The following is an 18419-nucleotide window of genomic DNA, read 5'->3' as shown; positions in this document are numbered from 1 at the left end:
TCTCCCTAGAAGGTCTAGGGGAAAGATATGGTGCTCCCCTAGAACGTCAAGGGGAGGGTAAACCCCGCGTGAGATCTTGTCCGCAGCTCTGGTCAATCGCGTCAGTCCGGAAACGCATCAGCCAGATCCCCCACCCTGCCCCACCTTGCCTCACCTTGCCTCACCTTGCCTCACCCTGCCTCACCCTGCCTCACCTTGCCCCACCCTGCCCCCCTCGTATGTTCCCCACATCCTCACTCGGTTACGGTCCCCACTGTCCAGCCCCCACGCCGGGCTCCAGGCCGCGCTCGGCGATCGCTACGTCCTGGAACGCGAGATCGGCGCCGGAGGCATGGCGCGGATCTTCGTGGCCAACGACGTCAAGCACCGCCGCCGGGTGGCGATCAAGATGTTGCGCCCCGAGAGCGCGGCATGGATGGGGGAGGAACGGTTCCACCGCGAGATCGACATCGCCGCGCGGCTACAGCATCCCAACATCCTGCCGATCTACGACTCGGGCGGCGCCGACTCCCTCCTCTATTACGTCATGCCGTTCGTCACCGGCGAGACCCTGCGCGAGCGGTTGGCGCGGGTGGGACGGTTGCCGGTGGACGAGGCGACCCGGCTCGCCTCGGAAGTGGCCGACGCGCTCCACTATGCCCATGACCAGAACGTGGTGCATCGGGACATCAAGCCGGCCAATATCCTGCTCTCCGGCGGCCACGCGATGGTGGCGGACTTCGGGATCGCCCGGGCGATCTCCGAGGCCGACGACATCAAGCTGACCCAGACCGGCGGGAACGTCGGCACTCCCGCCTACATGAGCCCCGAGCAGAGCTTCGGCGGGCCGGCCATCGACGGGCGCACCGACCAGTACAGCCTGGCCTGCGTGCTCTTCGAGATGCTCACCGGCGAGATCCCGTTCGCCGGACCGACGGCCCTGGCCGTGCTCAGCCGCAAGTCCACCGAGCCGGCCCGGAGTGTCGCCACGCTCAGGAGCGAGGTCCCCCGCTCGGTCGACTACGCGCTCCTGCGTGCGCTCGACCGCGATCCGGACCGGCGATTCCCAACCTTGGCCGAGTTCACAGCCGCGCTGCGGGGCACCTCGGACACCACCGTAGTAAGCCGCGTGCCCGGTGCCCCGCCGCCGTCCGGCTGGTCGATCGCCGTGCTGCCCTTCGCCAACAGCAGCCCCGGCTCGGAGAACGAATATCTCAGCGACGGCATCACCGACGACCTGATTCACGCCCTGGCGAAGCTGGGCGGGCTCCGAGTCCTCGCCCGCACGTCGACCTTCGCCTTCAAGTCCCGGCACGAAGACGTGCGGACCATCGGCCGGGAGTTGCAGGTCAACGCCGTGCTGGAGGGCAGCGTCCGACGGAGCGGGGACCGGCTGCGGGTCACCACCCAACTGGTGGACGTGGCGAACGGGTTCGAGCTCTGGTCCGAGCGGTACGATCGCCGGTTCAGCGACATCTTCGACGTGCAGGACGACATCTCGCGCTCGATCGTCGAGGCGCTCCGGATCGGCGTGCTCCGTAAGGAAGCCCGGCTGGTCGAGGCGCCCACCACCAGCGTCACGGCCTACGAATCGTACCTCAAGGGCCGCTTCCACTGGAACCAGCGGACCGAATCCGGCCTGCTCAAGAGCCTGGAGCTCCTCGGCGCGGCGGCCGCGGCTGACCCGAGCTTCCTCCAGGCGTTTGCGGGGCTGGCGGACGCCCACCTCACGCTGGGCATTTACGGCGTGCTGTCTCCCGAGGAAACCATGCCCCAGGCGATGGAGGCGGCGGAGCGGGTGCTCGCTGAGGACAGCCGGTCGGCCGAGGCTCTCGCGGCACGGGCGTCGGCGCTGGCGCTGTACCGCCACGACTGGGCGGGGTCCGAGCGGGATTTCCTGGCGGCCACGGAGAGCAGCCCGCAGTATCCGACGGCCCACCAGTGGTACGCCATGCACTGCCTGGTGCCGCTCCGCCGGTTCGCCGAAGGGCGGAGCCAGCTGCGCCTCGCCCGCGAGCTGGACCCGCTCTCTCCGGCGGTCGCGGCAAGCCTCGGGATTCTGGCGTACTACGAGGGAGGGGAGGAGGAAGCCGCCGCCATCTTCTCCGCCGTGCTGGGGAGAGATCCGAGCTTCGGGCTGGCCACCTATTTCCTGGGACAAGTGGAGACCGTGATGCGCCGCTATCCGGAGGCGATCGACAACTTGAACCGGGCGAAGGTGCTCACCGGAGAGAGTCCCGAGGTGGAGTCGGCACTGGGTGTGGCGCATGCCTGTGCGGGAGACGCGAGCGCGGCGGGCAGGTCGCTGGCGCTGCTGACGGAGCGGGCCCGGACGCGCTACGTCTCCCCGGTGCTCATGGCGCAGGTGCACACGGCGGTCGGTGACCCGGAACGTGCACTCGACCTCCTGGAGGAAGGCCACCGGATCCACGCCACCGAGATGGCGCTGGTGGACGTCAAGCCGGTGTTCGAGGCGCTCCGGCCGCATCCCCGGTTCGCCGGCCTGGTGCAACGAATCCGAGGTGAGCCGTGAGTCCCCCGTGGATCATGTTCCAGGGCTGGCGCAACCTCCTCTTCTACAGCTGGCCGGTGGCGCCGGCCACGCTGGCGCGGCTGCTGCCGCCGGGGCTCCCGGTGGACCAGTTCGAAGGCAGCGGATGGGTAAGCCTGGTGCCGTTCCTGATGAAGGACCTGCACCTTCGATGCCTCCCATCGATCCCCGGGACCGGCACCTTTCCCGAGGTGAATCTCCGCACCTATGTCCGACTGCGTGGTGAGCCCGGCGTCTTCTTCTTCAGCATCGACGCCGCATCCTGGCTCGGCGCGGTGGTCGCCCACGCGGTGTTCCACCTGCCGTACTTCCGCGCCCGGATTCAGATGACGGAGGAGGGGGGTGGCTTTCGGATCGCGAGCCAGCGAACGCTGCGGGCGGGGTCACCCCCAGCCGACCTGGTCGCCTCGTGGCGTCCGCGGGGGGCGTTGCAGGCTCCGTCGGTCGGCTCGCTGGAGCACTTCCTTCTCGAGCGATACGCCTCGTTCGCCCCGGGCCCGCGCGGCTACTTCTACCGCGGCCCCATGCTGCACTCCGACTGGCAGGTGCAGGACGCCGATGCCGAGCTCGATGGGAGCACGCTGATCACCGCGGCCGGCCTCGACGCCCCGCGCAACGCGGTCTGCCACTATTCGCCGGGCACCGATACCCGGGTCTGCCTGATCCAGCGCGTCCCCGTGGCAGGGTGAACCGAGCGATGTCACTCTGCGGCCGCCTCCCCTGGTTGGTATCCCAGACCGAGGCGGAGATGCTCTTTCTGAGCTGGCCGGTGGCACCAGCGTCGCTCGCCGGCCGAATCCCGGCCCCGCTCTCGTTGGACACCTTCGAGGGGCAGGCATGGATCACCCTGATCCCGTTCCGGATGGAGCGGTTGCGCCCGCGCGGCCTGCCGCCGGTTCCGCCGTTCTCGCGCTTCGACGAGGTGGACTGCCTCACGTACGTCGTGTACGGCGAGGAGCCAGGGATCTGGTTCTTTCGAATCGATGCCGGCACGCTGATGGGATCCGTGGTCGGGCGGAAGCTTTTCGGTCTGCCCTATCACGATTCCGCGGTGTCCCTCCATCGCGAGGGAGAGGATCGGGTCTTCCGAAGTGAAGGAAGAGTCGATGACGGCGATGAGCGGCCCGAGCTGCGACTGCGCTATCGTCCGCGCGGGCCGGCGTATGAGGCGGCGCCGGGAACACTGGCCCGATTCATCGTCGAGCGCTTCGTGATGTTCTCCAGCAGCGGGAGCGGAGCGCTCCTGAGGGGCAGTGAGGCCCGGGCCCCGCGCTTGATTCAGGAGTGCGACGTTACCGTGAGCCGCAACACGCTGCCGCAGGCGGCGGGGATCCCCGGGCCAACCGGGGAGCCAACGGCCTGGTACTGCGCCCGGTCCGAGATCCGGACCTGGATTCCGGAGAGGGTGAGGCAGGGTGGGGCAAGGTGAGGCAAGGTGGGGCAAGGTTGTGGGTCACCAGTGGAGGCCGATGATGTCGTTGCGGCTGGGATAGCCGGAGAGGGCATTGCCGGCCAGCAGCCCTGACATGGTGGCCGCCTCGATACAACCCATATTGAGTCCGCAATCGGTCCAGTCGCCGGCGAGGTAGAGATTGGTGAACTCGCCGTCGTCGTGAGCGGGCAGGCGATACTTGTCGCTGCCGGGGACCGAGAGCACGTAGCGCTCCGACGGCTCGACGTTGGCGCGGAAGTACTGCGCGCCGAGGCGCTCGGGACCGACGGCACCGGTGCCGCGCTGATCGACCAGCCACTCCCACCGGAAAGTGCCCGGCGCCGGGTTCGCCTCAGGAAAGAGTGCGCCGACCTTCTGGAGGAGAAAGTCTCGCACGATCCCTTCCACCTTTGCGTCCTCCGCGGCCTGATCGGGGTAGGCCGCCTGTGGTCCGCACGGCGTTTCGGGCAGGGGCGAATCATCCGCCATCATGCCGCAGTAGTACGCGGCATTCAGTGGATATTGTTCCCGCCCTGGGCGGCCGCCGGACTGCCAGCCTTCGCAGGGGATGAGGTGCGACATGTCGGCCCAGGTATCGAAGGGGCCGGTGTCGTAGCCGGAGACCACCGGCTGCTGCATCGAGGTCCAGCCGAGCTCGTAGGCCGTCCGGCGGTACCAGACCTGACTGGCGAGGGTGCGTGTGGTCTTGACGTGGGTGATCATGTCGCGCCACTTGGCGCTCTTCTTCACCAGATCGCAGGCGATGTAGGGAAGGGCGCCGATCGAGATGGCGAGGACGACCTGATCGAAGTCGCGGCCGCGTTCCAGGGTCAGGGGCCGATCGCCCGCCCAGTTGGCGCCGTAGGACTCGAGATTCACGCCCGACTCGCGGAGCGCGTCTCCGTCCACCAGCTGGCGGTAGAGCGGCCGGTCGGGCCAGCAGGGCAACCCCTTCACATCGACGAACGGCTGGTAGCCACCCAGCTCCTGCACCCGGGGCACCAGCTCGGCCTGCCGGGTGAGATCGATCCGATCGATCGTTGCGGCATCGGCGCTGGCCTGCACCCGGTCCACGCGATGGAAGAAGGCGAAGCGCACGCCGCGCCGGCGCAGAATCTCGTAGACCGGGCCGAAGACCGTGTCGCCCATACCGGCCTGCATCTTCCAGATGCCGGAGCCGCGATAGGTGAGCGCCTGGCGGAGACAGCACTTGAGGGCCTCCCCGGCCTCCATCTTCGCATGGGGCGGCCAGTCGGCGCCGGGCGGCTTGGTGTTGTCGCCGTTCTCGTAGGCGAACATCCCGTCGTACAGTCCCACCATGAACGCCGAGTTGAGCATCAACCCGCCATCGTCGAGCGCGTGGCGCGCCATCCAGTCCCGAAAATCTTGCCCGTTGAGCGGCTTGAAGCCGTACAGCAGCACCCGGTTCGCGACCATCCCGGCGAAGGTGGCAAACATGAAATGCAGCACGATCCAGCGCTCGCGCTGCATGGGATCGGTGGCGATCGCCTTCTGGTTCCGCTTCCAGTACCGGCGGAGCAGCATACGGTTGGCGGCCACGAACGCCACGTTCAACAGGTGGAACGGGGTCTCGAGGAACCAGAGGTGCCGGAGCACCCCGGCGAGCCACAGGACGAAGCGTCCCTCGCGCACGCCTTCACGCCGCTGGGCTTTCTGGCGCGGTTTCGAGGGAAAGGCGACCCACTGATCGCCGGTCGGCGACGGCGCCTGTCCCTGGGTCCGCCCGAGGAAGTTGGCGTAGTACATCTTCACGCCCGTCGCGACGTAACTCCAGAGCGGGAGCAGCCCGCCGTGGCCGGGCACGGCGTCGTTGACGGGGAAGGTCCCGATCCACTGGCGCCACTGGTGCCCCACGTGCATCTCGACGCCGGAGACGCTGTGGGGATGAAACGCATCCAGCCAGCTCGCCAGCGGCGCGTCGGGTGACCGACCCAGCTCCGCGTACGCCTTGCGCATGATCCGAAAGGCGTTGTCGTAGCAGCCAAACCAGATGTGAAGCCCGTGCTCCTGGATGCGGTGGTGGTACTCCGGATCGAGGTTCCGGCCGCTGGCACCCTTCCCTCCCAGGCGCCAGCCCATCTGGTAGACGGTCACCTCGTAATCCGCGCGGCGAGGGTTCTCCGGATCGGTGAGCGCCAGCGCCGCGGTCAGTCCGGACATCCCCCCGCCCAGGATGGCCACCCGGGTCTTCGGACGCGACGTCGAATCGGTCATGGAGTCCTCGCCAGTGAGTCGAGGCGGCGGAGGCGCCCCGCGGCGCCCATGGAGGTGTACAGGTCGTGCGCACGGGCGGCGTGGCGGTCCCGCTCGGCGGAGGCCGGATGGAATCGCGCGAGGGCGAGGGCGGCCTCGGCCTCGTCCCAGCGCTGGCCATCGGAAGCGGCGAGCGCGAGAGAGCGGCGCCACTTGCGGAGGGCCGGGCGATCCTGCCCGCGCGCCATGGCAAAGGCGCCCGCGAGGCGCTCCGCGGGGGGAGTGTAGAGCGACGCCATGTAGCGCGCGGTCCGGATGAGGGGGCGGTGCATCAGCGCACCGAGGTGAAGGAGCCGCTCCCGACTGGCAACGTCTCCCGCGGAGCGGGCATTCAGCAGGAGTGCCGCGGCTTCTCCCCCGGCGACGTATCCCTCGGCAGCGATCCCGCTCATCCCCACCTCGGCCGCCAGCACGGCGATCTCCTCCAGCAGCGGAAGCACGTCCTGCTCGGCGCCCTGGAGCGCCCGAGCCCACGCCAGCACGCCGCCCGCGTAGATCCGCTCGGCGGGATAGCGCTCGCGACTGCGGATCGCCCGGCTCTCGGTGGCGGCCTGCTCGGCCTCGCTCAGGCGTCCGAGCCGGAGGAGGACCAAAGCGAGCTGCGCCAGTCCGAGCACGCAGGAATGGGCGGAGTCGCGGCGGCGGCCGGACGCCACAACGCCTTCCATCAGCGCGAGGGCTCCGAGCAAGTCGCCACTGGCCAGCGCACGAGTCGCGTTGGAATAGCAGACCTCCTCCCAGCCGCGCGCGTCTCCCAGCTCGACGTGCAGCGCGGCGGAGCGCTCGAACGGCTCGGTGGCCTCAGCGAGCCGGCGGGTCATCATGTAGATCATGCCTCTCACTTTTTCCAGGTTGGCGATGGCGTGGAGGTTCCCCGCCGCGGTGGCCGCCGCGCGGGCCCGCTCGTAGTACCCAGCGGCGATCCGATGAAGACCGAAGGCGTTGTCGAAGGTGGCGCCGACGTTGGTGTAGGCGGTGGCGAGCTGGCCGGCGACTTCGGCACCTTCGCCGGCCCGCTCCGCCAGATTGAGCGCCTCGAAATTCGCGGTGACCGCGCCGAGCAGGTTGCCGATCGGGAAATACGCCCGGATCAGGATACCGAGCGCACCGGCCATCTCGGTCCGCTCGGCCGCTTGCCGCGCAGACGGAACCGGGGTCGAACGGGGGAGAAGACGATGGACGGCCTGCCGCAACACCCCGCCGCAGAGCAGGCCCACCAGCCGGGGGCGGGTCCGGGGCCACGGACGGCCCAGCGCGGCGAGCGCATCCTCCAGTCGCGACGATGCTTCGGCCGTATCACCGAGGGAGTACGCGGCCGTACCGAGTCCGCGGAGCGCGCGGGCGCGGCGAAGCGCGCGGGTGGGCGCGGGCTCGGCCGGCAGCCGGTCGAGTCGGGAAAGAACCTTGGTGAAGAACGCGGCGGCCTCACGGTTGGCGAAGCTTCGGAGGGCCTGTTCTCCGGCCAGCTCCCCATAGCGAACCGCCTCCGCCGGTGCCTCGGCGGACTCCCAGTGATGCGCCAGCACCGGATAGAGCGGAGCCAGATCGCTGCCCTGCCCCTCGTACCACTCGGCGACGGCGCGATGGAGCTCCTGGCGATGAGCGAAGAGCAGCGTGCCGTACACCGCGTCGTGGGTGATGGCGTGCTTGAAGGTGTAGCTCGGCTCCGGCTCGGAGACGGGCCGGGCGATCTCGAGCCGCGCCAGCTCCTCCAGCGCGGCCGGAATGGCGGATCGCTCACCCGCCACGGGATACACCGCCTCCAACAGGCGGACCGGAAAGACCCGGCCGATGACACTGGCCACCTTCGCGGCCCGCTGCGACACGGGCGTGAGCCGGTCGAGGCGGCTGGTCACCAGCCCCTCGAGGGTATCGGGCAGGAGTGCCGCGGGATCTCCGGCGCTCTCGTCCAGCACGCAGCGGCGCTCCTCGACCCGGATCACCCCAGCCTCGAGCAGCGCATGCACCAGCTCCTCGAGATAGAGCGGATTCCCCTCGGCCCGCTGGTCGATCAGCGCCGCGATCCGCGGCGGCAGCGCGTCGACGCCGAGCCGGCTGCAGGCAAGGCTCACGGCCGATGCCGCGGGCAGTGGCTCCAGGAGGAGACTCACGGTCCCAGGATCGCCGCGAAGCTCCTCGACCGCCGGTGGAAGCGGCGCGCCGGCAGCGAGCTCGTCGAGCGGACGGGAGACCACCGCGATGAGGAGCGGCGCCGCCCGGTGGCGCAGCGTGGCGAGCAGGGCCCAGGAGGTGGAATCGAGCCAGTGCGCATCCTCGAGCAGCAGGAGTGTCGGGCCGCCGGCGAGGCTCTCCACCAGCCCGGCGAGCAGCTCGAGGGTGTTCGCGGCCCGAACCTCCGCCTCCATCTGCGTAGTGACGGGAGTCTCCTCGATATCGAGCGGGAGAACCGCCTTGAGCAGGGGAGCCTGGCGCTCGAACGCCGGGCCGAGGGCACGGAGCCGCTGGAGCACGGCGTCGCGCACGCTCGGATCTCCTGCCCTCCCTCGCTCCACGCCAAGCAGGGCGGCGAAGACCGGCTGCCAGGCGTGATAGGCGCGCTGGCGCTCCACCGGATCGCCCACACCGCGCAGCACTCGAACTCCGATTTGCTGTGCTCTCGCCATCAGCTCCGCCGAGAGCCGGCTCTTTCCGATGCCGGCGGCTCCCTGGAGCACCAGCGCGCCCCGATCGCCCCGGGCAGTGGCGAGGAGGAGCGGCTCCAAGAGGGCGAGCTCGGTCTCGCGGCCCACGAGCGGTGCGGCTACTGGTCCGCCGACATCCATCGTCATGCTCCGGCCGATGAGCGTGGCCGCCAGAACGGGCTCGGGTCTGCCCTTGACCTGCAGCGGGCTCAGGGCGGAGAAACGGTGACGCCCGGCGGCGCGGGCGGCGCGCTGGTCTACCAACGTCTCGCCCGTCGGCGCGTGGGACATGAGCCGCGCGGCAAGGTTGACCGGCTCGCCCATTACGCCATAGCAGCGGCGCTCGGCGCTGCCGCAGGCACCGGTCCACACCGGTCCCTGGCTGATGCCGATGCGAGTCCGCGGCACGAAACCGAGCGTGTCGGGAGGGGCCTGGAGCACGACCGCCGCCGCGGCGGCGCGATCGGCGGCGTCTTCATGGGCCACTGGCGCTCCGAAGGCGGCGTAGAGGTTGGTGCCCTTGTCGCCGATGGTGAGCTGAATGACGGCGCCGCCCAGCCCGGCGATGGTGGCCTGGGCCCATCGCACCCAGGCATCGAGACGCGCGGGAGCCTCACGATCTGTTTCCCAATCGATGCCGTCCAGACTCGCGAACAGCGGCACGACCTGACGCAGCTCCCCCAGAAATCTGCCGCCCGCGGCCATTCGCTCGGCCACGGCGGGGAGGACCCAGCGCCGCGTCACGTCCTCGCTGAGCTGCGCCGGAAACGCGGGCCAGGGTGAGGGAGGGGCACAGGCCGCGACGGCCAGCACCGGGTGAGCCCGGCCGTGGCTCCCACCGAGCGGACGCGGGATCCCGGCCACCAGGTTTGCCTCGAGCAACTCATGGCTCGCGTCGTCCACCAGGATCTCGCCCGCCGCCGCCGCTTGCTCGGCCGCCGCCATCCGATCGAGTGTGGCTCCCGCCATGGCGTCGAGGAGGCAGTAGTCGGGGTCTCCAACCGCCAGCCGGCGGGCGGCACCCGCCGCAACCGCCACCTTGATCCCCAGCGCCACCTTGCCCTCGCCCGGTGCGGGCGCAAACGCTCTCATGGCCGTCTGCATCCGCTCCGCGGCTGTCACCGCGCGGAGCGCGGCGGAAGGATAGCCGGGCAGCCCGGCCGGCATCGCGTCGAACCAGCAGGTGATTGAATCCCCGGCAAAGCCCACCACCGCGCCCGCCTGCTGGTGAATGATGGCAATCAGCGGATCGTAGAGGCGATTGAGCCGGGAGAGCAGCTCCTCGGCACCACGCTTCCCTCCCTGCTCCGCGGCCAGGGCGCCGGAGAGCGCGGTAAATCCGGATACGTCCGCGAAGAGGGCCGCGCCGGCCGCATGCTCGGGCAGTTCCCGGCCGGCTGCGAGGGCGTGACAGCGGTCTATCGGAAGGAAGGGCCGCAGCAGATCCATCCGGCTAACCTCTCCGTCGGAGCCCTCGGGTCCAGCCCGCCAGCCGGCGGAGCAACGGCCTGGCCGACGCGAGAGACGGATACACCGGCTCGCCCCGGAGCACCCAGCGCTCGAGAAAGGACGCCGTGTTCCATCGGGCGGCCTCGCGATAGAGGCGTGCGAGTTGGGGATGGATCAGGACCTGATCCAGGCAGATCGTCGTCGCCTCTTCCAGCGTGTGACCCCGATGCATCACCTCACGGATCTCCGGACGCGTCAGGGGGTACTTGTCGGGATAGAAGTCGGGCAGGTGCACCATCGCGTCCACCGAGGGGAAGCGAGGATTGCACATGAAGCGCCCGAGCGCGCCAAAGGCTGCCCCCTCGGCCAGCGCCTGAGCGAAGAGCAGCCGATAGAGCACCATGTTTACGAAGATCTGTTCCGAGCGAGGCTCCGACCCTGCCGCCGTGAGGTGCCTCTCGTAGCCGGCCGCGATGCTCGAGTTGTGGGCTCGGTACCAGGTTCGCTCGCCTGGCGCCAGCATGTACGACATCCAGGAACCGACCGGTGCGTCGGCGGTGGCGGGGTCGAGGCCGGCCTCGCGGCCCAGCGCGGCGAGCTCACCATCATAAAGGAAAGAAAGGTTTACCTCGCGCCACCAGAGACTGCCGGCTGGTCCGCGGGATCCGTCCACGGGATTGAGGACGCCGCGGCCGATCTCCCAGCGCAGAAAGTCGAGCTCGGAGCGGCCGTAGCCGAACTCGGAGTCGGGATCGCTCGAGTCGAGTGCACCCCGCGCCATGAGCTCCTGGCCGAAGCCGAAGCGGCGGTAGAAGGCCATACGGAGCTCGAGCCGGCGGTCGGGATCGTCTGCGACCGCGTCAGTAACTCGTCGCGCCCGGGCCGCCAGTTCGCTCCAGCTCAGAAGGAGATCTCAATGCGCGAGCTCACCAGCCTTCCGATCTCGGGCGTGCCGACGAACTCGGCATGCCGATGGTCCAGCACATTCAACGCGTCGAGCGAAAGCCAGGTGTCCCTGGCCCACGGGAGCCGCAGGCCGGCGCCGAGGTCGAAGACGGCGTAGGACGACACCCGGCCCACGTAGGCGGGCGAGCTCACCGAGAATGGCGAGGCGGCGCGACCACGCAGATAGGCCCAGTGGCCCCCCGGATCGTCCCGCCAGTCGATGGCCAGGCTGCCGTGATGGCGCGGGATCTGGAACAGCAGGTACCCCGCACTGCCGCCGAGGTCGGTCGAGTCCTTGCTGGAATAGGAGTAGCCCCCGGTCACGGTCACCTGTGAGGTGGCGTGCCAGCCGAGGCTTACGTCCGCACCCCAGTAATCGTAGCGCCCACCCTGGGTCGCGGGCTGGAAGATCAGCAGGTCAGCCCCGGGGACCTCGCGCGGCTCGATCGTCCCCACGGGTATCGTGGCGACCGCCGCGGCCGCGGCCTGAGCCTCCGCGGGCGAGACGTACTGGGAGAGGTACTGGGTCAAGCTGACCGGGTCGAAGAACACGTTGGGCGTGTTGACGCTCGAGGTGGTGGCGAAGACGTGGCTCGCGCGGACGTAGTAGAGGTCGACGGTGGTGAAGAAGCGATCGGTCAGGTACCCCTTGTAGCCACCCTCGAGCGAGCTCTCCACCGTTCTCTGCACCGGGGCGACATCCAGGATCTGCGCCGGGGTCACTTGCGTGAACGTCTGGAGCGCCGGATTCAGCAGCGCGAGCTGGCTGCCCACCTGCGCGCCGGTCGGTGCGGGGATACCGGAGAGGTCGAGCCCGCGTGCCTGCAGCAGGGCCACCATCACCGGCCAGGTCAGCGTCGCATCGGCGGGAGCGCTCACCACCTGGCCCCCGGCGAACGCGGCCGGGATACGCATGCACAGCCCGCCGCAGGATCGATCGAAGGTGAAGCCCTGCCCTGCCGATCCCTCCAGCCGAAGCGAGAACGGCAGCGGCCCGAGCGGGCCCAGGCTCACGTCGGGAAAGAGGGCGCGAGCCGAGGGCTGCGCAAACGAGCGGCTCCAGCTGGCACGAAGCGCGTGGTTGGGCGCCGGCTTGAACACCAGTGCGGCCCGCGGCGACAGGAAATAGGCATCGGCGAGCCGGTTGTGATGATCGAGGCGGAGCGCCCCACTCAACTCCAGGCGCGGGCCGGCCGCCGCGCTCAGGTGCACGTAGGCGCCGGTCTCGCGGAGATCGTCGTCGTTCTCGAATCGGCCGTTGAGGGTTCCCCCGGTGCGAGGGACGCCCAGGCGGAAGTCGCCTCCAGTCAGGAGCCGAAATGGTCCCCGTTCGGCGCGATACTGAAGCTGCGCGGCGAACCGGCGGGAGTTCTCCTCAAGCCGGGTGCCGCTCCGGAGATTGTAGACCTCGCCCGCGTCGCTCAGATCGAGCGTGACATTGGCAAAGAGGTGCGGGTGCTCCAGCCGGGTCTGCACGAAGGTGGAGCGCCAGCCGTTGGACTGCGCGGCGCCGGCTTCCGCTCCGGTCTCGATTCCCACCCCGCGGCTCACCCCGACGCTGCTGACCAGAATGGCGTTACGCGCCACGACCCAGTCGGCCCGGGCCTCCGAGTGGAACACGTCGGCGGTCGGGCGGCGTCGCCCGATGAGGAGCGTATCGGCCAAGGCCCCCGCGGCCAGCGCCTGCGATCTCAAGCTCTGCTCGACCGGGTCGTTGAAGTGCCACTCGTCGGCCCGCGCGTACCGCGCCGACAGCTTGACGCCGAGCCGGGTGCCGACACGCCGGGAGATCCGGGCAGAGCCGTCGGCGTAGGCCCGCTGCCCGCCGGTGAAGCTGAGCTTCGTCTCCGGCTCCCCCAGGGGCGACCGGCTGATGAAATGGACGACGCCGCGCCGGCTGTTGGGGCCATAGATCACCGCGCCGGGTCCGCGCACCACCTCGATCCGATCCAGGTCCTCCGTGGTCGTCGGAATCAGGCCGGGATTGTTGTATTCCAGCACCGGCAGCGCGGCGTAGCGGTAGTCGGACAGCATCAGCAGGTCCGACGACGTCACGTTGCGGGGGCCGCGGGCGCTGAAGGTCTGGCTGAAGAATCCCTTGGTGGCGTAGTCGATGCCGGGGACGTCGCGCAGGTGATCGGCGAGGGTGGTGGCGACGGTGGTCCGCAGCCTCTCTCGGGGCACCACGGTGACTGCGCTGGGGCTGCGGAGTGCCGTCTCGAGGGCGAGATTGGCGGTCACTACCAGGGGCTCGAGCTGGAGGGGCAGCTCGGGAAGCCGGACGTCGAGCGCCAGGTCCGTCTCCCCTACGTCGATCGAGCCGCTCGCACGGGCGGCGTATCCGATCCGGGCGACCCGGACCTCGTAGCTGCCCGGCGCGATGCGGGTCAAGCGAAACCGTCCGCGGCCGTCACTCTCCGCGGCACCCACGGTCTGCCCGTCGCGCCGGAGGATGACCCGGGCTCCCTCCAGCCGCGCGCCGGTAGCGGAGTCCGTGACCAGCCCGGTGACCTTCACCGCTTGCCCCGCCGCCACCTGGGCGAGCAGGACCAGCGGGAGCACGCCGACACCAGCGCGAAGCCCGATTGCACCGACAGGGCGGCCGCAGGGGGCCATTCCGGCCTCGTCGTCAGGAGTGCGAATCTAGGTTGTGATCGGGAGAACGAGCAGTAGGATACGGAAGGGGGCAAGGTGGGGCAAGGTGGGGCAGGGTGAGGTAGGGTTGGCCCCCGCCCTGCCTCACCCTGCGACCTTTCCTACACCCACCTGTCGTTCTGCGCCGTCCGCTCGCCGCCCGCATGGCCGGTGTTGAGGATTCCGCGCGGCTCGATCAGCAGCAGCTTCACCTCCGCCGCGGCGAACGGCTTGTGCTCGGTGCCCTTGGGGACAACGAACAGCTCGCCGGGACGGAGGAGGACGGCGCCGTCGCGGAAATCGATGCGGAGCTCGCCCTCGAGCACGAGGAAGGCCTCGTCGGTCTCCGGGTGATCGTGCCAGACGAAATCGCCCTCGATGCGGACGACCTTGAGCTGGTAGTCATTGAGCTCCGCGACAACGCGCGGGCTCCACTGGTCGGGAATCAGGCCGATCTTCTGGATGAGATTGATGGCCTGATAGGAGGTGGTGGCGGGGACCATGGTGTACTCCCTGGGCGAGGGCATCGACGCTTTGGTGCGCGGTAGGATCGGAATGTGACTCGGAGATCGGAAGGTCGCCAGCGGAGCGCAGGGACCGGCTCGGGCGGGTCGCCCCGAGCCTAGTGAAAGCTCGCGCCACCTTCCCGGACCAACGGGCGCAGGCGGACCCCGACGTTCCCCCGGCCGCGGACCCCAACCCACGCGGGTCCGCGGCTCCCTACGCTCAGTCGGCCGCCCCCATCGTCGCGATACGCGCCTCGAGTCCCTTGGGATTCACCGCGTACGCATCCCCATACTCGGCCGCGAACGGATCGGGATAGATCTCCTCCAGCCCCTGCTCCAGCCCGTCCAAGATCGAATGCGCGACCGCCGACGGCGATACCTTCGGGAAGGTGAGCTCGGCTGCCATGTCCGTGTCCACCGGCCCGGGGTACACCCCCGCCACGTAGGTTCGCTGTCCGCGCAGGAGCTGCCGGGTGCTCTGGGTGAGCGAATGGAGCGCGGCCTTGGACGAGCTGTAGGTGAGCACCAGCGGCATGCCCACCAACCCGGCCACCGAGCTCACGTTGACCAGCGTACCGCCGCCCTGCCGCGCCAGCACCGGGGCGAACGCCTGGGAGACCTGCAGCACGCCGACCACGTTGGTCTCGTACTCCCGCCGGGCCGCGTCGAGCCACACAGGATCCTCGAAGCCGCCTGCCATATGGCCCAGGATCGCGGCATTGTTCACCAGCAGATCGATGTCGCCGGCCTGCGCGACCGCCTGCCGCACCTCCTCGGAGCTGGTGATGTCGAGCCGAAGCGGTACGACCCGTCCTGCGTTCTCCGCTACGAGATCGGCCACCGCCTCCGGCTTCCGAGCGGCCGCATAGACCTTCCGCGCGCCCCGCTCCAGCAGCGCCTCGACGATAGCCCGCCCGATTCCCCGATTCGCCCCGGTCACCAGGGCCACCCGTCCCTCGATCCGCAATCCGTCCGACATGTGGAGTCTCCTTAATTTGTGACTGATCGGTCAAAAACAAGACACCAAAACACTACTCCAGGCCCGCCAGCAGGACCTCTACGGCGGCGTGCAGATCTGCCGCAGGTGCGCCGGTTTTCGCAAGGATATTGAGCCCGTAATTCTGAATGACCAGGAGGGTCGCGGTGGCCTCGACGTCGAGGCTCCTGGACACCTCCCCGCGGGACTTGGCCTGTGCCAGCGCGCGACGGAGCAGCCGCTCCAGCCCGGCCCGCGCGTGATTGCAGCGCAGCAGGGCATCGGGATCCTCCGCGCCCCGCTCCAGAATGGTACTGGCCACCAGGCAGGCCCGTCTGGGCCCGGGGGCAGTCATGGCCTCGACTGATGTCCGGAAGAAGGCGCGAATCGCTTCCAGGCCGGCATCCGGGGCGTCGAGCTGGCCCAGCATCAGCTCGGAGATATTCTGCCGGTAGCGCTCCAGCGCCTTGAGGAAGAGCGCCTGCTTGTCACCGAAGCTGTTGTAGATGCTCTGCCGGCCGAGGCCGAGGTGGGCCTCGAGATCGGCCAGGGAGGTGCCTTCGTAGCCGCGCTCCTGGAAGAGCTGCACGGCTTGGTCGAGGACGGCGTCCTCGTCGAAGGACTTGGGGCGTGGCATGGGATCTATCTTAGTCTAAATTGACCGACCAGTCAAGTACCACTACCTGATCGCCTGCACCGCGCCGCGGGTGAGCCCGCCGCCCACCGAGGGGGCCACCACCTCACCTACCTCGGCTTCTTTCCTCAGCACGGTGCCGGTGAACGGAGCGCGGATGTAGGTGTTCTCCAGCGTGGCCTGGGCATAGCGGAGCGCGGCCTCGGCAGCCTCGACGTCCTGCGCCGAGATCAGCTCGGGATGCTCGCCGTGAATCCGCGCCAGCCGGTGGGCCTCGCGGGCCGACTGGTCCCGCTCGGTGGCGGCCTCGGAGAGCTGCGCGCGGGCGCTGGTGACGTTGGCTCGGGCCTCGGCAGCGGCGGCGGCGTAGTCGTCGTTCTCCAGTCTGGCGATCACCTCGCCGCGGCGCACGTTGGAGCCGCCGTCCACCGTGAGCGAGGCGATGCGGCCGGGGATCTTGGCCGAGACGGCGGCGCGGGTGCGGGCCACCACGTAGCCGTTGGCTGTGACCGAGGTTGTGCCACCGCCACCGGTCCCGCCGCCGCCACTCGCCATCGGCGCAGCGATGATGGTCTCGACCGTGACGGCGGAGCGGCTTCGAGCCCAGAGCACGGCAGCGGCGACCAGAACAACCGCGGCGCCGACGAACCACAGCGTACGGCCGAAGGCGCGCCGGATCTCGGGTGGAGGGTCGCGGTCGATGCGGAGCTTGGAGAGGTCGTGGTTGGGGGCGGTCGAATATACGCCGAACCCGGGGGAGTGTCGACCGGCGGTGCAACCTGGAAGATCAATCCCCTGTGAGAGTCCGGGCGTACACGTAGCCGAGCACCCGCCCCTCGAGGGCCACGCGCCACCAACCGCCCCGAAGCGAGTCGGCCAGGACGGTGTCACCCGGGAGCAGGATGGAGACCACGTCGGCCTTGACGCTGCGGCGAGCGTGAACCTTGGTCCAGGTTCGAGCGAGTCGTGGGACGGCCGCGACGCTGGGGGAGGAATCAGGTGCGGCCGGCGGCGCCGTGTCCACGTCGTTCTCGAGCGCGCTGGGCGCTTCCGGCCGCACTGCGGCGGTGGTTCGAGACTCCGACTCCCCTATCCCTCCCCGCCGGAGCACGGTGGCCAGCCCGCTCGCGCCCAGCAGGACGACGGCAACCACCACCAGCACCCTCAACGGCCTGGGGTCGCGAGATTCCGGTCGCTGAACCGGCTGGTTGGAAAGCTCATGCCCGCACTGGGGACAGCGGGTCGCGATGCTGAGCGCGTGCTTGCCGCACGCGGGACACTCACGGTAGGGCCTTGCCATCACTCCAATCCGGTCTACCTATGCTGGTTTATGCGGGCAGTCCAAGCGGCCGCACCAGCTCCTGGAACCGCGGGTGGGATGCGAGCCACCTGACATAGGGATCGATGCCGAACCACGACCGCGTCCCAGCCCGGCCCTCGATCATCCGCTCGATCTGGCGCAAGGAGCCGGCCTCGTCCCTCAGCCCGTAGTATACCAACGCGACGTGATAGGGAGGGACATAGTATTGGCGCGCCTTGTCCTCGAGCTCCCGCAAGATGCATTATCCTCCCGGATGATCGTGCACCTGCTGGACGGCACCTACGAGCTGTTCCGCCAGTTCTACGGCCAGCGCCGCTTCAATAAAGGGAAGGACAAGCCGTTCGGCGCCGTCGTCGGAGTGCTGCACTCGGTCCTGGAGATGATCGAGACGGGTGCCACCCATCTCGGGGTCGCCACCGACCATGTGATCGAGTCTTTCCGCAACGATCTCTGGGCCGAGTACAAGACTGGTGAAGGGATCGATCCCGCGCTCCTCGCCCAGTTCCACCCACTGGAAAAGGCCCTGGCGGCCATGGGCGTCGTGGTCTGGCCCATGGTCGAGCTGGAGGCGGACGATGGGCTGGCCTCGGCCGCGCACCTCGCCGCGGAAGAGGTGCGGGTCGAGAAGGTCTGCATCTGGGCCAACGACAAGGACCTGGCGCAGTGTGTCCGAGGCGACCGGGTGGTGCAGGTGGATCGTCGGGCGAAGGAGATCCGGGACGCCGAAGGCGTGCGCAAGAAGTTCGGCGTGGAGCCCGCGCTCATCCCCGACCTGCTCGCACTGGTGGGGGATGCTCAGGATGGATATCCGGGCATCTCAGGCATCGGCCGCACCACGGCGGCCCGGCTGCTCAATCGATACGGGCCGATCGAAGGGTTTCCGAGCACGGTGCTGGGGGAGGAGCGGGAACGGGCGCTGCTGTTCAAGACCCTCGCGACGCTGAGGACGGATGCGCCGGTGTTCCGGGACGTCGACGAGCTCGAGTGGCGGGGGGCGACGAGCGGGTTTGCGGGGTGGGCCGAGGGAATCGGGGAGGCGCGACTGGTGGAGCGAGCCGTAAAGGCTCGGGGGTGAG

Annotated in this window: 14 protein-coding genes; 4 read left to right on the top strand and 10 right to left on the bottom strand. The window is 69.3% G+C overall.

The features are described 5' to 3' along the window. Nucleotides 1–76: 76 nt before the first annotated feature. From VHR41_17435 to VHR41_17425, 3 genes are read left to right on the top strand one after another with little or no spacing between them, the layout of a single operon-like run. Nucleotides 77–2512: a protein kinase gene (locus VHR41_17435; protein HEX3235981.1), complete on the top strand. Its 2436-nt coding sequence runs from the start codon at nucleotides 77–79 to the stop codon at nucleotides 2510–2512. Continuing rightward, nucleotides 2509–3219: a DUF2071 domain-containing protein gene (locus VHR41_17430; protein HEX3235980.1), complete on the top strand. Its 711-nt coding sequence runs from the start codon at nucleotides 2509–2511 to the stop codon at nucleotides 3217–3219. The genes VHR41_17435 and VHR41_17430 overlap by 4 nt, the downstream gene beginning before the upstream one ends. Before the next feature lie 59 nt (nucleotides 3220–3278). Next, nucleotides 3279–3959, top strand: a complete 681-nt coding sequence (locus VHR41_17425; protein HEX3235979.1) for a DUF2071 domain-containing protein — start codon at nucleotides 3279–3281, stop codon at nucleotides 3957–3959. 24 nt (nucleotides 3960–3983) lie between these two features. On the opposite strand, the gene VHR41_17420 is transcribed toward VHR41_17425, so the two are convergent. The 10 genes from VHR41_17420 to VHR41_17375 all read right to left on the bottom strand — a co-directional run bounded on the left by VHR41_17420 (nucleotide 3984) and on the right by VHR41_17375 (nucleotide 17578). Further along, the gene (locus tag VHR41_17420; GenBank protein ID HEX3235978.1) at nucleotides 3984–6197 is read right to left on the bottom strand and encodes an NAD(P)-binding protein; all 2214 of its coding nucleotides are present in this window, start codon (nucleotides 6195–6197) and stop codon (nucleotides 3984–3986) included. Continuing rightward, on the bottom strand, nucleotides 6194–10327 hold the full coding sequence (locus tag VHR41_17415; protein HEX3235977.1) for an AAA family ATPase: 4134 nt from the start codon (nucleotides 10325–10327) through the stop codon (nucleotides 6194–6196). Before VHR41_17415 ends, VHR41_17420 begins: the two co-directional genes overlap by 4 nt. A 4-nt stretch (nucleotides 10328–10331) precedes the next feature. Next, nucleotides 10332–11147 carry a hypothetical protein gene (locus tag VHR41_17410; GenBank protein ID HEX3235976.1) on the bottom strand — a complete coding sequence of 272 codons (816 nt, stop codon included), beginning with the start codon at nucleotides 11145–11147 and terminating at the stop codon, nucleotides 10332–10334. A gap of 80 nt (nucleotides 11148–11227) precedes the next feature. After that, nucleotides 11228–13834 carry a TonB-dependent receptor gene (locus VHR41_17405; GenBank protein HEX3235975.1) on the bottom strand — a complete coding sequence of 869 codons (2607 nt, stop codon included), beginning with the start codon at nucleotides 13832–13834 and terminating at the stop codon, nucleotides 11228–11230. Between the two features lie 194 nt (nucleotides 13835–14028). Next, on the bottom strand, nucleotides 14029–14409 hold the full coding sequence (locus VHR41_17400) for a cupin domain-containing protein (protein ID HEX3235974.1): 381 nt from the start codon (nucleotides 14407–14409) through the stop codon (nucleotides 14029–14031). A gap of 223 nt (nucleotides 14410–14632) precedes the next feature. Beyond that, on the bottom strand, nucleotides 14633–15391 hold the full coding sequence (locus tag VHR41_17395) for an SDR family oxidoreductase (protein HEX3235973.1): 759 nt from the start codon (nucleotides 15389–15391) through the stop codon (nucleotides 14633–14635). A 52-nt stretch (nucleotides 15392–15443) separates the two neighbouring features. Then, entirely contained in the window at nucleotides 15444–16025 is a 582-nt protein-coding gene (locus VHR41_17390; protein HEX3235972.1) for a TetR/AcrR family transcriptional regulator, read from the bottom strand. Nucleotides 16026–16067: 42 nt separating this feature from the next. After that, nucleotides 16068–16634 (bottom strand): biotin/lipoyl-binding protein, encoded by a 567-nt coding sequence (locus tag VHR41_17385; protein HEX3235971.1) that lies wholly within the window; start codon nucleotides 16632–16634, stop codon nucleotides 16068–16070. Nucleotides 16635–16809: 175 nt separating this feature from the next. Then, entirely contained in the window at nucleotides 16810–17322 is a 513-nt protein-coding gene (locus tag VHR41_17380; protein HEX3235970.1) for a hypothetical protein, read from the bottom strand. A gap of 28 nt (nucleotides 17323–17350) precedes the next feature. Beyond that, a complete protein-coding gene (locus tag VHR41_17375; protein HEX3235969.1) occupies nucleotides 17351–17578 on the bottom strand; it encodes a hypothetical protein in 228 nt (75 codons plus the stop codon). 18 nt (nucleotides 17579–17596) lie between these two features. Between VHR41_17375 and VHR41_17370 the strand changes: the two genes are divergently transcribed. Further along, nucleotides 17597–18418 (top strand): 5'-3' exonuclease H3TH domain-containing protein, encoded by an 822-nt coding sequence (locus VHR41_17370; protein ID HEX3235968.1) that lies wholly within the window; start codon nucleotides 17597–17599, stop codon nucleotides 18416–18418. Nucleotide 18419 lies beyond the last annotated feature (1 nt).

It is taken from the genome of Gemmatimonadales bacterium (assembly GCA_036265815.1).
Lineage (GTDB): Bacteria > Gemmatimonadota > Gemmatimonadetes > Gemmatimonadales > GWC2-71-9 > CAVVWJ01.
The sequence above is the reverse complement of the archived record's forward strand: the minus strand, read 5'-3'. Positions and strand labels throughout refer to the sequence as shown.

What these genes read in the sequence shown, in the direction of transcription:
- VHR41_17425 (HEX3235979.1), top strand. Translation starts at nt 3,279, where the DNA reads ATGCTCTTTCTGAGCTGGCCGGTGGCACCAGCGTCGCTCGCCGGCCGA.
- VHR41_17420 (HEX3235978.1), bottom strand. Translation starts at nt 6,197, where the DNA reads ATGACCGATTCGACGTCGCGTCCGAAGACCCGGGTGGCCATCCTGGGC.
- VHR41_17415 (HEX3235977.1), bottom strand. Translation starts at nt 10,327, where the DNA reads ATGGATCTGCTGCGGCCCTTCCTTCCGATAGACCGCTGTCACGCCCTC.
- VHR41_17410 (HEX3235976.1), bottom strand. Translation starts at nt 11,147, where the DNA reads ATGGCCTTCTACCGCCGCTTCGGCTTCGGCCAGGAGCTCATGGCGCGG.
- VHR41_17400 (HEX3235974.1), bottom strand. Translation starts at nt 14,409, where the DNA reads ATGGTCCCCGCCACCACCTCCTATCAGGCCATCAATCTCATCCAGAAG.
- VHR41_17395 (HEX3235973.1), bottom strand. Translation starts at nt 15,391, where the DNA reads ATGTCGGACGGATTGCGGATCGAGGGACGGGTGGCCCTGGTGACCGGG.
- VHR41_17390 (HEX3235972.1), bottom strand. Translation starts at nt 16,025, where the DNA reads ATGCCACGCCCCAAGTCCTTCGACGAGGACGCCGTCCTCGACCAAGCC.
- VHR41_17380 (HEX3235970.1), bottom strand. Translation starts at nt 17,322, where the DNA reads ATGGCAAGGCCCTACCGTGAGTGTCCCGCGTGCGGCAAGCACGCGCTC.
- VHR41_17370 (HEX3235968.1), top strand. Translation starts at nt 17,597, where the DNA reads ATGATCGTGCACCTGCTGGACGGCACCTACGAGCTGTTCCGCCAGTTC.